The organism is Phreatobacter sp., from assembly GCF_027532945.1.
GTDB lineage: Bacteria > Pseudomonadota > Alphaproteobacteria > Rhizobiales > Phreatobacteraceae > Phreatobacter.
The window spans coordinates 16305-30461 of sequence record NZ_JAPZTZ010000032.1 but is presented as its reverse complement, the minus strand read 5'-3'; the positions used below and the strand labels follow the sequence as shown (position 1 = coordinate 30461).

General features: G+C 69.4%; 10 protein-coding genes and 1 pseudogene. 8 read left to right on the top strand and 3 right to left on the bottom strand.

Going from position 1 to position 14157, the window contains the following annotated elements; translation table 11 throughout:
* Window positions 1–108 precede the first annotated feature (108 nt).
* Entirely contained in the window at window positions 109–3579 is a 3471-nt protein-coding gene (locus tag O9344_RS19590) for a DUF3971 domain-containing protein (RefSeq protein ID WP_298481238.1), read from the bottom strand.
* Window positions 3580–3908: 329 nt separating this feature from the next.
* Between O9344_RS19590 and bcp the strand changes: the two genes are divergently transcribed.
* The 3 genes from bcp (at window position 3909) to O9344_RS19575 (ending at window position 7903) form a co-directional block, all read left to right on the top strand.
* Window positions 3909–4373 (top strand): thioredoxin-dependent thiol peroxidase, encoded by a 465-nt coding sequence (gene bcp / locus O9344_RS19585; RefSeq protein WP_298481236.1) that lies wholly within the window; start codon window positions 3909–3911, stop codon window positions 4371–4373.
* A 134-nt stretch (window positions 4374–4507) separates the two neighbouring features.
* Window positions 4508–5857 (top strand): M23 family metallopeptidase, encoded by a 1350-nt coding sequence (locus O9344_RS19580; protein ID WP_298481234.1) that lies wholly within the window; start codon window positions 4508–4510, stop codon window positions 5855–5857.
* Between the two features lie 66 nt (window positions 5858–5923).
* The gene (locus O9344_RS19575) at window positions 5924–7903 is read left to right on the top strand and encodes a hypothetical protein (protein WP_298481232.1); all 1980 of its coding nucleotides are present in this window, start codon (window positions 5924–5926) and stop codon (window positions 7901–7903) included.
* A 75-nt stretch (window positions 7904–7978) separates the two neighbouring features.
* Here O9344_RS19575 and O9344_RS19570 read toward each other — a convergent pair whose 3' ends face one another.
* On the bottom strand, window positions 7979–8707 hold the full coding sequence (locus tag O9344_RS19570) for an outer membrane beta-barrel protein (protein ID WP_298481230.1): 729 nt from the start codon (window positions 8705–8707) through the stop codon (window positions 7979–7981).
* A 557-nt stretch (window positions 8708–9264) separates the two neighbouring features.
* Between O9344_RS19570 and O9344_RS19565 the strand changes: the two genes are divergently transcribed.
* From O9344_RS19565 to O9344_RS19550, 4 genes and pseudogenes are all read left to right on the top strand, one after another.
* The gene (locus O9344_RS19565) at window positions 9265–9417 is read left to right on the top strand and encodes a light-harvesting protein (RefSeq protein WP_108174557.1); all 153 of its coding nucleotides are present in this window, start codon (window positions 9265–9267) and stop codon (window positions 9415–9417) included.
* Between the two features lie 12 nt (window positions 9418–9429).
* A pseudogene (locus O9344_RS19560) lies at window positions 9430–9552 on the top strand (light-harvesting protein); the annotation flags it as partial.
* A 484-nt stretch (window positions 9553–10036) separates the two neighbouring features.
* A complete protein-coding gene (locus tag O9344_RS19555) occupies window positions 10037–11434 on the top strand; it encodes a PucC family protein (protein ID WP_298481228.1) in 1398 nt (465 codons plus the stop codon).
* A 36-nt stretch (window positions 11435–11470) separates the two neighbouring features.
* Window positions 11471–12076, top strand: a complete 606-nt coding sequence (locus O9344_RS19550) for a hypothetical protein (protein WP_298481226.1) — start codon at window positions 11471–11473, stop codon at window positions 12074–12076.
* 100 nt (window positions 12077–12176) lie between these two features.
* Here O9344_RS19550 and prfB read toward each other — a convergent pair.
* A protein-coding gene (gene prfB, locus O9344_RS19545; protein WP_298481224.1) for a peptide chain release factor 2 occupies window positions 12177–13308 on the bottom strand; the annotation gives its coding sequence in 2 pieces (ribosomal slippage) (window positions 12177–13238 and window positions 13240–13308; 1131 coding nt in all).
* A gap of 270 nt (window positions 13309–13578) precedes the next feature.
* Here prfB and O9344_RS19540 point away from each other — a divergent pair.
* The gene (locus tag O9344_RS19540) at window positions 13579–14061 is read left to right on the top strand and encodes an anthrone oxygenase family protein (RefSeq protein ID WP_298481305.1); all 483 of its coding nucleotides are present in this window, start codon (window positions 13579–13581) and stop codon (window positions 14059–14061) included.
* The last annotated feature ends 96 nt before the right edge of the window (window positions 14062–14157 follow it).

Sequence of the window (14157 nt, the reverse complement as noted above, 5' to 3'; positions counted from 1 at the left end):
CCGCTAGCGCATCATCCCATCACGTGGGCACCGGTTGATGGATGAGATGATGCGACAAAAACAACGAGATAGAGCGGCCGACCTGATGCAGTCAGATCGGAAACCGGTCTAGCGCAGCGCCTCGTCGCGCAGCAGCGGCTGCTGGACGCCATTGGCGCCACGGAATTCGAACATCTTGCGCAGGAAGCCGGGGGTGACGGCCGAGAGCGGGTTGATCGTCAGCCGCGGCGCGGTGACCGGCCCGGCGATCTGGTAGGTGATGCCGAAGACGCCCTCATCCGGCGCGCCGCCGAGGAAGAAGCCGAGGACGGGGATGCGGGCGAAGATGTTGTTCAGCGCATAGGCCGGCACGTAGGTGCCGCGGAGCAGGAGCTGGTCGCGACCGGGATCGAACTCGCCCTCGACAGTCGCGCCGATCGCGGCGCCCCAGAGCAGGCCATCGGTGACGCTGACCTTGCTGGCATTGCGGGCAAAGTTGGCCCGCAGCCGCGAGAAGGCGAAGGCGTCATTCGGCTGCTGGGCGGCCTGCCGCGGCGCATTGGGGCCGGTGCCCGCGGCGGCAACCATGCCTGAAATCGCCTGATCGCCGCGGATGCGGAATTCGGTGATCTCCACGGCCCCCTGACGGATGACGCCGTTCGGCTGGGGCGGCGTCATGATCAGCGCGAGATTGCCGCCCTGGAGCGAGCGGTACAGGTCAAGGAAGCGCAGCAGCGCGCCCGCATCGCCGGAACTGACGGTGATGCGCTGGGCGGCGCCCTGGCCGCGCTGGTCCATGGCAAAGCTCGCGTCCCGCCCGACCCGGCCGCCGGCGCTGAGCGTGCGGATCACCTGGCCCTGGCGGACCATGCGCATCTCGAACTGGCGGATGACCTCGCCATTGCTGCCGACGACGGCATTGGCCTTGACGTCGACCTCAAGCTCGCCCGTCTGGGGCGGGGCGGCACCGGCCCCGGCGGGCCCAGGCTGCGGCGGATCGGAGAGCGACTTGATGAGGTGGCGGGCGTCGATCATCTCGCCACGGCCGACGACACGGTGGCCGTTGCCGGCGCGCTCGACGCGGATCGACATGCGGTCGCCGTCGGACAGGTTGTAGGCGGGGAAGACGCCAGAGACGAGGCCGCCCTTGTCGTCGAAGGTGACGGAGCCGCGGACCAGCACGCCGCGGCTCTCTATGACGAGGTCCTCGAGCTTCCAGCCGCCCTCGCCCTCGACGGCGACGAAGCGGGCCTTGGCGGCCTGGCCGCGCGGCTTGTTCCAGCCGGGCAGCAGATCGGCGAGGGTGGCTGGCGCCAGATCGACCTCCACCGTGTAGCGGCCGGAATCCTCACCCACGGTCGTGACCTTGACCGGAGTCGGCCCGACAATGCGCGAGCCGATATTGAGCCCGAGCCGGGCGCGACCACGATCGTCGAGCGTCGCGGTCAGCCGGATCTCCGGCTTCGCGTCGGGACGCGGCTTGCGATAATCGAAATTCGCCTGGGCGCCGCCGAGCACGCCCTGACCCCGCAGCACGAAGCTGCGCGGCGTGGTCTGGACCTTGAAGCTCGCGCGCTCCATCCGCATCTCGCCGAAGGCATTGTCGGCTGCGAAACCGGTGAAGTCGGCCTCGACCGTGTAGTCCACGAGGTTCGCCTGGTAGGTCTCGGTGAGCGGCACATTGACGATGACCGAAGCCGTCACCTGTCCTTCCACTTTGCCGGACGGCAGCGTCGGCCCCGCGGCGGCACCCTTGAAGCCCTCTTCGCCGAGCAGCGCGAAAGCGGCCTCCGCCGGGCCCTGGATACGGAACCGGCTCACCGACTGCGCCGGCTGGATGCGATGGTCGGCGATGTCGAAACTGCCCTGCACGATCGACAGGCGCTTGCCGGGCTGAGGCTCGATCACGCCGCGCGACACCTCGACATGGGCCAGCTGGCCATCGACGACGACGTCGACATCGGCCTCCTTCAAGGGCGAGACGCCGGGCAGCATGCGCATGGAGGTGCCGCGGACGCGGGCGCGCACGGCGAGCCCCTCCTTCTCCAGCACCGGATTCGGCTGGGCGAGGACGCCGGCCGGCACCGACATGCGAACGGTGACGTCCTCCACCATGCCGTTGCGCATATTGTCCGCGACCCAGTCGCGGACATGGGGGTTGGAGAGGCGAGGCCATAGGGAAACGGCTGTGGCGAGCGGCATGCGCCCCACCGCGAGGTCGAGATCGACGGCCGGCGAGCCGGGGGCGAAGGTCAGCTTGCCGGAGATGCGGGCGAGCGGCTCGGCGCCCTGGTCGACGCTGAGCCCGTCGACGGTGAGGGTCTTCGCGACCGGGTCGAAGACGAAGCGGGTAGAGCGGACGTTCACCGGCACCGGCGGCTCATGCGGGTTCAAGGCCGAGGTCACGGCCTTGAGGCTGTTGAGCTGCACCACGGTCGGCTCGCCGTGATGGGCGGGCGGGACGATGACACCATTCAGCGTGGCGCGGTTCTGGCCGGCGAGGATCTCGACCTTGTCGATGACCAGACCCGGCGCGCCGGTCTGCCACCGCACCTCGGCCGAGACGCTGTCGATGGCAAGGCGCATGGCCTCGTCGTTTGGGTCACCGACCGTGCCGGCACCGAGGGCGACGCGGCCCTGCAGGCTGACGGGATCGCCGCTCTCGCCAATGACGCTGCGCAGCGTGCCGGAGATGGGTGTGTCGGCATAAACCATCTGCGGCGCCTGCACGGCGAGCGCCAGATCCTTCGGGCTCATGCCGGACATGGCGAAGTCGATGGTGCGATGGCCCTGGGCATCGCGCGGCGTGACCGTGGCGTTCGAGGTCCAGCGGGCGCCGGAACCGGACGCGTCGAGGTCGATCGACAGACCGCCGCTCGCCGGCACGGTCATGTCGAAGTCGATACCGGCGAAGACGAAGCGCTTGCCGGAGCGGACGTCGTCGACGATCACCGTGCCGTTGCGCAGGCCGAGGCCGGTGAGACGGTGGCCGTCGAGGCCGGATTTCTCGATGAGGTCGAGCCAGATGCCGAGGCGGCGGAAGGGTGAGAGCTCGGGCTCCGGCAGCGACGAGGAGACCTCCGCGGCCGGCCGGGCCGGATCGGCGTTCGGCTGGCCGGCATCCTCCGGCAGGGCGGTGCGGAACCGGCCCGCGGCGAGCGCGATCTGGCCATCCTCGCTGACCTTCAGCGCGACAGAGGCGCCGACGAGATCGATGCGGCGGATGGAGGGGCGGCCGAGGATGGGGATTGAGTCGAGACCGAGGGCGACCCGCGGCATGGAGACGACGCGCCGCCCGTCGGCGTCATGGACGATGACGTCGCGCGCCTCGACCTCGACCTTGCCGGAGGGATCGCGGACCATGACGGCCGCGCCGATGCTCACCGTGCGGCCGTCGCCGATCTGGTCGGAGAGCGAGCGGGCGATCCAGGGGGTGACGAGGTCGAGCCCCATGCCACCACTGCGGATCTGCCAGGAGAGCAGGCCGAGCGGGATCGTGACGAGGAGGAGGATGCCGACGGCGAGTCCGACGCAGACCCTGCGGCGGATCGACCAGCAGGAGGGTGCGCCGCCGAGAACCCGGCCAAGCAGGGCCGGCATCCGGCGATTGGCCCACCAGGACGCAACGCGCGACCGACGTCCGCCCGCCGGCGCCTCCGCCGGTGCCCTGCCCTGATCGGGGCGCCAATCCATTCCTCGTCCATCCCCCGCCTGGGCCCGCGGCCCGGGATCTTCGTTCGGCGACCTTGCTCCGGCGCCACTCTGCCTCGACTGCCTTAACCAAGCGTTAGGCAAGTTTCCACACGACCAATGGCCTTTTCCCCGCCGCAGCGCCACCCCCTCCCCCGGTCGGGGCGGACGATCCGGACGGCACCCTTTGCCGTATGTTTCCGGTTGTGGCAGGCAATGCTGACGAAAGGAAGGCACCGATGGCTTTGGCAGTGGGGGATGCGGCTCCGAACTTCACGGTGGCGACGGACCAGGGCGGTTCCGTCTCGCTCGCCGGACTGAAGGGCCGCAAGGTCGTCGTCTATTTTTATCCAAAGGCCGATACGTCGGCCTGCACTCAGGAAGCCAAGGATTTCACCGCGCTCAAGGGCGAATTCGAGGCCGCCGGCACGACGGTGATCGGCGTGTCGCGCGATCCGGTGAAGGCGCTCGACAAGTTCCAGGCGAAGTACGACCTCGGCGTGGCGCTCGGCTCCGACGAGGATGGCAAGGTCGTGGAGGCCTTTGGCGTCTGGATCGAGAAGAGCATGTACGGCAAGAGCTACATGGGCATCGAGCGGTCGACCTTTCTCATCGATGCGGGCGGCAAGGTCGCGCACATCTGGTCGAAGGTGAAGGTGAAGGACCACGCCGCCGAGGTCCTGGCCGCGGCCAAGGCGCTCTGAGCGCCCTCGCCGCGGCACCTGCCGCGGCGGTTTCGGCATCACCGGGTGCCGCTGCACCTTCCGCAGCGGCACGCACGGTTCGTTAACCTTAATCAGGGGTAATGGGGCGTCTCGTCGCGTACGGATGGACGCCGATGCCGCATCCCGGCCCGCACTACAACCGAGCCCAGCTCGCCAAGGATGCCAATCTGCGTGCGCAGGTGCCCGGCGGCGCCCTGACGCTCGCCTGGCGCGGCCGCAACGGCACCCGCACCCTTTCGCTTTCCTATGCCCTGATCGCGCTGGTCGCAGCCCCAGCCGCGGCGCTCTGCCTCTGGGGCGTCGCCGTCACCAGCTACCTCGCCTTCAAGGACGACATCATGGGCGGCGTGATGAGCCGCCAGGCTGCCATCCAGCACGACTACGAGGAGCGGATCCGCCAGTTGCGCGGCCAGCTCGACCGGGTGACAAGCCGCCAGATGGTCGACCAGACCGAACTGGAACGCCGGGTCGACCAGGTCGCGCGGCGCCAGGCGCTGCTGGAGACCCGCCAGGCGATCGTCACCGCCTTGAAGGAAACGGTCGGCCAGGGCGCCAATCCCGCCCGCGCCGTCCTTCCCGGCGCCCGTCCGGAGACGGTGCCCGCCCGTCCGCTGCCCGTCGGCGACACGGTTCGCCTGACGCCGCCGCCCGAGCGGCAGTCGCGGCTCGAATCGCGCACCGTGCTCGCCAGCGCCGCGCCTGCCACCTTCGCCCTCGCCTCGGCTCCCGCGGCCGGCCAGACCGACCGGATGGAGCAGATCGAACGCTCGCTCGACACGGTCGAGCACAACCAGCGGGCGCTGCTCCAGAACCTCGAGACCCGCGCCGAGCGGCGGGCGAAGCGCATCCGCGCCATGCTCGCCGAACTCGGCCTCGCCGAAACCCGCATCGCGCCGGTGGCGCAGTCGCGCGGCACGGCCGGCACCGGCGGCCCGCTCATCCCCCTCCCCGCCCTTGCTGCCGACGCCTCGGCCTTCGAGCGACAGGTGTTCCGCCTCCAGACCGTCATCCGGGACCATGACCGGCTGACCCAGCTGGTGGACAGCATCCCGGTGGCGCGGCCGCATGGCGGCGAGCTGGAGCTCTCCTCCGGCTTCGGCGCCCGGCTCGATCCCTTCCTGCGGACCTGGGCGATGCATTCCGGCATCGACTTCCGCGGCGCCACCGGCGAGCCGGTCTTCGCCGCCGCCTCGGGCCGCGTCGTCCACGCCGGCTCGCTCGGCGGCTTTGGCCTGCTGGTCGAGATCGATCATGGCAACGGCCTGAGCTCGCGATACGCCCATCTGTCGCGCATCGAGGTTCGCGAGGGCGACCTCGTCGGCGTCGGCCAGCGCGTCGGCCGCATCGGGTCCACTGGCCGGTCGACCGGTCCGCATCTGCATTACGAAACCCGCATCAACGGGGAGGCCGTCGATCCCATGCGCTTCCTGCGGGCAGGCCTGCGCCTCGCCGCCACCGAGTGACGCTTCCTCCCCCGGCAACGGTGCCGGGTCGCATGCCTGTCTCGAGCCCGGATCCGGGAGACGACCGTGACCGACCTGTTCATCGCCTACCGGCGCGCCGACAAGGAGCGCGTCGACATCATCCGCCAGTCGCTCTTGGCGCTCGGCCTCACCATCGCCGCCGATATCGAGCCGAAGGGGCGCGGTGCGGCCAAGGCCATCCGTGACGCAGCCGCCGCGGCCCGGGTCGTGCTGACGCTGTGGCCGGCCGAGATCCTCGACCCGACGCAGAATCATGCCGGGCTCTATGGCCTCGCGCGCACCGCCCATGTCGACGGCCGGCTGGTCGCTGCCCGGCTCGCGCCGCTGGCGGTCGACCAGCTGGAGCCCCCCTTCGACAGCCTGCCGACGCCGGACCTGTCCGCCTGGCTCTCCGGGGAGACCCGCCCGGCCGGCGCCCCCGAATGGCAGTCGCTGCTGGTCGCCATCGGCCGCATCCTCGGCCGTCCGGTGCTCGGCGAACTCGCCATCGCCGTCGCGGCGGATGGCGCGGGGACCGGCGCGGCCCAGCTCGCCTTCGCCCGCCGCCATGGCGAGGACGCGGCCAGCGCCGCGATCTGGGAGCGGTTCGAGACGGCCGAGCGCGCGCGCTTCGCCGACGCCTTCCGCAAGGCCCATGGCGTGCTGATGGAGCGCCACCAGGGGGCGCAGGACCGGCTGAAGGCGTCGCTCGAGGCCTTCCCGGCCTATCTGCAGGCGGCGCGCAAGGACGCGGCCTTGCAGCCGCCCGACCCGCGCGAGGCCATAGCCGATGGTGCGACGGCGCTGCGCGACAGCGTCGCCCGCCTCGCGGCCGACAACGAGCGGCTGCAAACTGCGCTCGACCGCGCCCGCGTCACGCCCCCGCCCGCGGCGGCGAATGGCAACCGGCCATGGGCCTGGATCGGCATGACCGCGGCCGCCTTCGTGGTGGGATCGCTGGGAGCCGCGACGCTCACCGAGTTCGTCGGGCCGTTCCGCGGCGACGCCCATCCGCGCATCGCTGGCCTTGCCCGCGCCGCCACCGAGCGGGCGGAGACGGCCGCCCAGGCCTCGGCGGAACTCGCGCGCCTGCGCGAGCAGGCTCGCGCCGCCGCACGCCGCGCCGAGACGGCGGAGGCGAACCTGCGCAATGCGCGCACGCAGCTCGCCCACAGCCAGACCGAACTGATCCAGCGCCAGACGCAGGCGAGCGAGGCGACCGGCTCGACCCGTCGCCTCCAGGGCGAGTTGCAGACGGCCCAGCAGGCGCTCGCCAGCGCAGAGCGCAAGGCGCAGGAGGCGGCGACCCGCGTCGCTGGCCTCGAGCAGGAGGTCCTGGCACTGCGCGAAACCGCGACGGCCGCGGCCGATGCGGCGGTCACCACCGGCTCGGTGCGCCCGCGTCCCGCAGTCGGCACCGCCGAGCCGCAGCCGGCCCCGGCTGCCGCGTCACAACCCCAGTCCGCGACGCCCTCCGCCGCCCCGCTGCCGCCCACCCGTCCGGAGGGCGAGGTGACCGGCTCGGTGCCCCCTGCCCCGCCGCCGGCGGTGGACGGTCCCTATCGCCACCGGCGCGACCGCTGGTCCTTCGCCATTCCGCCAGGCTTCCGCCTCGACAGCGACAACGACCTGCCGGGGCCGGTGAACTCCGTTCTCGTCCACGAGCAGAACCGCGACGCGGTGGTGGTGGTCAGCGCCAATGCCGCGCGCGGCGCCTGCACGCCGCAGGCCTGGTACTGGGACAACATCGTCGAGGGATCCCGCCCCCGCCGAGGCGAGGTGACGGGCGATGCCGCCCTACCCCAGGGCGAGGCCAGGTTCCGCGGCTTCACGGTGCGCGGCCGCGGCGTGCTCCAGGCCGACCGCTTCCGCACCGACCTTGAGTACTATGACCTCGTTGCGCAGCGGCGCAGCGAGCCCGGCGTCGTTTACCTCGTCCAGGCCCGCTTTCCGCGCGCCATGGCCGGCGAGATGATCCGCTCGGTCAACGCCCTGTGGAAGGACTTCGAGGTCACCGGGCCGAGGGCCTATCCGACCCGGTGCTGAGGGCAAGGATCGCCATGCCGCCAAAGAAAAAAGGCCGCCTTCGGGCGGCCTTTTCCGTGTGGCTAGGTACAGCCGTCAGTAGCGGGCGACGACGGCCGAGGGACCCGTCGAGAACCGGTAGTTGAGACCGACCTTCACCGTGTCCATGCTGGCCCGGAAGAAGTCGTTGCCGATGCCCCAGAAGACGACCCCGGTGCGGCGCCAGGAACCGAAATCGTAACGCAGGTACTCAAGCTTAACGGAGAGATTGGCGTTGACGGCATATTCGATGCCGACGCCCGCCACCCAGCCGAGGCGGTCGTTCCGCAAGCCCGGCCCGAAGGCAGCGCCGCCGATATAGTTCATGTCGCGGGAGCTGGCATAGCCGAGGCCGCCCGTCGCATAGAGCAGCGCATCCCCGAAAGCGACACCGCCGCGCAGGCGGGCCGTCGCAAAGACATTGGTCGTCTTGGCGACCTCATCGACACCCAGGAGAACGTTGGGTCGGCGTTGGGTGATGCTGCCGAAGCTCAGGTCGCCCTCGACGCCGAGGACGATCCGGTCGATCTGGTAGTTGTAGCCGATCTGGAAACCGCCGAAGACGCCGCGCGGATTGACCGTGTAGAAGACCGCCGGATTGTCGTCGGCCACCCGCTGCTGGCCCCAGCCATAGCCAAGATGGACGCCGCCATAGACGCCTGTCCAGGTGGTCGCTGCCGCGGTGACGGCGCCGGCGACCGGCTGGCGGGGCGCGCCAAGATCGGCCGCGGAAGCTCCTGACGCCGCCACGACCATCGCCACGATCATTCCAACCCGAAACCGCATGTTTTGCCCTCGATTCATTGCGTCCGGCCCCCCGGACTGTGGTGACAATCGGATTCGCTTCTGGATGTTTCCGGAATATGGCGAAGCCGCGGGGCGCCACGTAGGCGACGCCAACCGTTGCTGCGACGCAACACGCATGGGTTGCACGTGAATTCCCCGCGGGCGCCTCACCCGCCTCGGCGACCCCACGCTCGGAGAGAGCGCGCGCCTTCCGACGAAGCTCCTCAACAGACGGCCCAGAGGCCACTGGCGCGCGGCGTCTTGACGCATGTTTGTAAAGGTACTATTACACTTCAATACGTCCATCTCACTTGACGTTTTGCTATCGTTCGCGAGCCTTCCCAAGAGGTTCGATACCCCCCTCTCGGTAGCAATTTCGCCGAATGACAGCTGTGCCGCCTCGGCAGGCCGTCCGCTCGAAGGATCAATTTCCGGTGCGTCGGCACCGGTAGGCTCTGCGCGCTGTTCGACTGCGGCGCGTAGGGGATCCCGACAAAGCTCGGGATTCCGCAACGGGAGCGGTCTTGTCTCACTGAGGGAGAAAGAAAGTGGACAGCTTGGATGATCCAAACAGGGTCTGGCCGACAGGCCTGACCATCAAGGAGTCGGAGGCGCTGCATAAGCACGTCATCGACGGGGCACGCATCTTCTTTGCGATTTCCCTGTTCGCGCACCTGCTCGCCTACATGTACTCCCCCTGGCTCAAGTGACGGGAGGACCAGATGAACAACGGTAGGATCTGGTGCGTGGTCAACCCGACGGTCGGGTTGCCCCTCTTCCTCGGCAGCGTCGCGCTGATCTCGTTCACGGTGCACTTCGCCGTGTTGAACAACACGACGTGGGTCGGCGACTTCTTCAAGGGCAAGTCGCGGACGGCGGCGCGCGCTGACACCGCGCCGGTCGCCCCGGTGGCCTTGCGCGCCGACGGCAACACCACCTTCGTGCTCAACGTCGCTCCCGCCGGCAACGGCGATGCGGTGAAGCAGATCGTGGTGACGGTGACGCCGCAGGGGACGGCCAGCGTGGCGGACAGCCCGCAGGTCACCCCGAGCGCCGCGGAGGCCCCGCCGCGCGTGGTGGACAGTCCTCCGGGACGTCTCGCCCTGGCCAAGACGGACTGACGGCCTGATCCCGCCCGTCGCGGGCGGGAACGACAAGGTGGTCGCATGGCTCCTGACCGGACTCTTGGATCCGGCTGGAGGGTCATGCGGCTGCCGCCGTCGGATGCCCAAGGCCGCGCAGGCCAGCTGAACCGCTGGCTGGACGAGATGCGGTACGGCACCTGGCGGGCTAATCCGGGGTTTCGGACGCGATGAGCGGTTTCGACAGATGAACCCGATCAGTCACAGAGCGATGCGGGCGTGGGTGGGCCTCGGCCCCCGATTCCTGCCCTTTGCCGATGCCGCCTCAGCGGAGGTGCCGCTGTCGCGGCTGCTCCGGCTTTCGCTGGTGCATGTCTCGGTCGGCATGTCGCTGGTGCTGATGGTCGGCACGCTGAACCGGGTGATGATCGTCGAGCTTGGCATCTCAGCCGCGCTGGTTTCGACCATGATCGCGCTGCCCGTGCTCTTCGCGCCCCTGCGCGCCTATATCGGCCAGAGCTCGGACACGCATGTGTCGGTGCTCGGCTGGAAACGGGTGCCCTTCCTCTTCAATGGCTCCATGGTCCAGTTCGGCGGGCTGTCGATCATGCCCTTCGCCCTGCTCGTCCTGTCGGGCGGCGGCGCGTCGCACGCCTATCCGCACTGGGTCGGACAGGCCGCTGCGGCCCTGTCGTTCCTGCTGGTCGGGGCTGGTATCCACATCACGCAGACCGTCGGCCTTGCGCTCGCCACCGACCTCACCAGCGACGACCGCCGCCCCAAGGTGGTCGGGCTCATGTATGTGTCGCTGCTCGCAGGCTCCATCGCGAGCGCGCTGGTCTTCGGGCATTTACTCGAGGACTTCACGCCCGGCCGGCTCATCCAGGTGATCCAGGGCACGGCAGTCCTTACCCTGGTCCTCAACGGCATCGCGTTGTGGAAGCAGGAGGGCCTCAAGCGGATGACGCCAGCGGAGCTCGACGCGCCGCGCCCCCGCTTCGGCGATTCCATCACGCTTTACATGCAGGACGGGGCGGCGCTCCGGCGGCTCGTCGCGGTCGGCCTCGGCACCATGGCCTTCGGAATGCAGGACGTGCTGCTCGAGCCCTATGGCGGCGAGATCCTCGGCCTTGCCGTCGCCGATACGACCAAACTCACCGCAGCCCTTGCGGCCGGCGGACTCATCGGCTTCGGCACGGCCTCTCACCTGCTCAGTCGCGGGGCGGACGCCTATGTCATGGCAGGGCGCGGGGCGCTGGTCGGCAGCCTTGGCCTCGCGCTGGTCATCGCGGCTTCGCCCGTCGGCTCAACCACGCTGTTCGCGATGGGGGTCATCCTCGTCGGGCTCGGCGGCGGGCTGTTCGGCCATGGGACGCTCACCGCCGCGATGAACGGCGCGCCAGAGGGCCAGGTGGGCCTCGCGCTCGGCGCCTGGGGCGCCACGCAGGCCACCGCGGCCGGCATCGGTATTGCCCTTGGCGGAGTGATGCGCGACCTTGCGGTCACGGCGGGAGCTGCGGAACAGTTTGGCCCGGCCTTCGGTTACATGACGGTCTACATAACGGAAATCATCTTGCTGCTGGCAACCTTTGCAGTGATGTCTTCGCTGCTTCGGCCCAAAGGCGCGCAGGGCATGGCAGGCTAGGGGCGCGCCGCGCTCGTCGAACCGGGACACAGGGACATGCGACAGACCATCACCAAACTTTTCGGTACGCAGGCCCAGGCGACGGCTGCAGCGGAGGCGCTGAAGGCCGGGGGCTACACACAAGTGTTCCTGGTGCTAGGCGCCGAGCCCGGCGCGTCCGATGCCGCCGCCGATCCGGAGACGACCCGGGCCATCATGGCCGCCCACATCTACAAGTCCGACGCCGAGATCTACGCGACCCACCTCGCCAGGGGCGCGAGCCTCGTCAGCGTCCACGCGATTTTCGGCAGCGCAGTGCGGGCGATCAACACGCTGAAGAGCTTCGATCCCCTGCCCGACGCCATTCCCAAGCCGCCGGTGCCGAGCCGCTTCGTCTACAGCATCCACACCCCGTTCTCGAGCACGTTCGAACTGCCGCTGCTGACCGAGAAGGTGCGCTATCCCGCCGAAACCTTCTCGGGCATTGCGTCGCTGACCCGGACGCCGCGCGTGTTCACATCCAAGCTGATGCCGATGCTGAGCGAGGCCGCAGCCCCCTTCTCGCGGATGCTCAGCCTGCCCACGCTCACGCGGTCCGGGACGCCGTTCTCCTCGCTGTTCCGCCTGCCGATGCTGACGCGCCGGGCGGAGCGCGCGGGCTGACCGCCGCTGCTTCGACCTGCATGGTCGCAACGACAAAGGCCGCCCCGGTGGGCGGCCTTTTCTCTATCGGCTGTTGCAGTCTGGCAGCGGAGGACCGCCTTCAGTCCACGTCGTCGGTATCCCCGGCCTTGGTGCCATAGGCGCGCATGGCGAGGGTCGCCTCCATGAAGCCGTCGAGGTCGCCGTCGAGCACGTCCGACGGCACGCCCGAGGTCTTGCCGGTGCGCAGGTCCTTCACGAGCTGATAGGGCTGCAGCACGTAGGAGCGGATCTGGTGACCCCAGCCGATATCGGTCTTTGCCGCGAAGTCGGCGGCGGCCGCCTCCTCGCGGATCTTCAACTCGCGCTCGTAGAGCTTGGCGCGCAGCATCTGCCAGGCCACCGCCCGGTTGGCATGCTGGGAGCGCGAGCCCTGGCTGACGACCATGACGCCCGTCGGATTGTGGACGAGGCGCACGGCCGATTCGGTCTTGTTGACGTGCTGGCCGCCGGCGCCACCCGAGCGCATCGTGTCGATACGCACGTCGCTCTCGTTGATCTGGATGTCGATCTTGTCGTCGATCACCGGATAGATCGTCGCCGAGGCGAAGGAGGTGTGGCGGCGGGCATTCGAATCGAAGGGCGAGATGCGCACCAGGCGGTGCACGCCGGCCTCGGTCTTCAGCCAGCCATAGGCATTGTGGCCCTTGATGAGCAGGGTCGCCGATTTGATGCCGGCCTCTTCGCCCTCGCTCTCCTCGACCACCTCGACCTTGAAGCCGCGGCGCTCGGCCCAGCGCGTGTACATGCGCATGAGCATGAGGGCCCAGTCCTGGCTCTCGGTGCCGCCGGCACCGGCATGGACCTCGAGATAGGTGTCGTTGGCGTCGGCCTCACCTGACAGCAGGGCCTCGAGCTGCAGGCGCGCGGCCTTGGCGCGCGTCTCGATCAGGGCCTTGGCGGCTTCGTCGAGGGTCGCGGCATCATCCTCGGCCTCGGCCAGTTCGGCGAGTTCGAGATTGTCGGTGAGGTCACGGCTGATCGTGGTCAGCGCGGTCATGCGGGCGTCGAGCGCATTGCGCTCCTGCATGACCTTCTGCGCCTTGTCCGGATCGTTCCAGAGATCGTTGGACTCGGCGAGGGCGTTCAGTTCGGCGAGGCGCTTGACCGAGACATCCCAGTCAAAGATGCCTCCTCAGGAGCCCGACAGACTCCTTGATGGCCTCGGCCGTGGCGACGATGTCGGCACGCATGGGGCACTTCCCTTCGGGGTGGACGAAAAAGAGCGCGCACCCTAGTCGCGCGCGCCCCCATGTCAATGCGGTTTGGCGGGCTCAATGGCGCTGTGGCTGGCCGCCGAAGAGGCCGGATGGGGCGAGAGTGCGGCAGGACGGACATGCGGTTCCCTGCGGGTCCTGCGCCTCTGCTGACAGGCAAGCGTCGCCGCCCCATGCCATGATGCCAGCGGTCGGGCAGGCCAGCGCGCGGAGGCCGGCCCGCCGACCTCGAGGAGGATCTGCGTGATGATCGTGCCTTTCGCCACCGGCCTCCTCGCCCTGCTGGCAACCGGTGCCATCGCCGGCCTGTTCTTGGGCTTCTGGTGCTCGGTCATGACGGCCCTTGGCTCGGTGCCGCCGTCGACCGCCATCACGGTCATGCGGCGTATCAACGTGGTCATCGTCAACCCGCCCTTCCTTGCGGCCTTTCTCGGCGCGCTGGTGCTGCTGCCGGCCACAGCCCTTCTCGCGTGGTGGGTCGGCGCCGACCGGGCCGCCGGCTGGTTCGCGGCGGCCGCTGGCGCCTATGGGATCGGCACATTCGGCGTCACGATCGTCTTCAACATCCCGCTCAACGACGCGCTGGAGCGGGCCGGAGATGCATCCGGGACGCCGGAATTGGACTGGGCGGCCTTCGCGGGCCCCTGGAACCGCTGGCATCAGGTGCGGACCGTGGCGGCCTTCGTGGCCTTTGCCTTGTCGGCCCTCGGCCTCAGCCACCTGCCCTGACGCCGCATTTCCGGTGGATGACCCCACCCGCGGCCTGTAGTCGCTGCGACAAGACGCCTATTGTCAGGCTTTCGGCCGAAACCGGCAGCACGACCG

Excerpts from the sequence above, each read along its gene's own strand:
- O9344_RS19590 (WP_298481238.1), bottom strand. The coding sequence starts at position 3,579 with ATGCCGGCCCTGCTTGGCCGGGTTCTCGGCGGCGCACCCTCCTGCTGG.
- bcp (WP_298481236.1), top strand. The coding sequence starts at position 3,909 with ATGGCTTTGGCAGTGGGGGATGCGGCTCCGAACTTCACGGTGGCGACG.
- O9344_RS19580 (WP_298481234.1), top strand. The coding sequence starts at position 4,508 with ATGCCGCATCCCGGCCCGCACTACAACCGAGCCCAGCTCGCCAAGGAT.
- O9344_RS19570 (WP_298481230.1), bottom strand. The coding sequence starts at position 8,707 with ATGCGGTTTCGGGTTGGAATGATCGTGGCGATGGTCGTGGCGGCGTCA.
- O9344_RS19555 (WP_298481228.1), top strand. The coding sequence starts at position 10,037 with ATGAACCCGATCAGTCACAGAGCGATGCGGGCGTGGGTGGGCCTCGGC.
- O9344_RS19550 (WP_298481226.1), top strand. The coding sequence starts at position 11,471 with ATGCGACAGACCATCACCAAACTTTTCGGTACGCAGGCCCAGGCGACG.
- O9344_RS19540 (WP_298481305.1), top strand. The coding sequence starts at position 13,579 with ATGATCGTGCCTTTCGCCACCGGCCTCCTCGCCCTGCTGGCAACCGGT.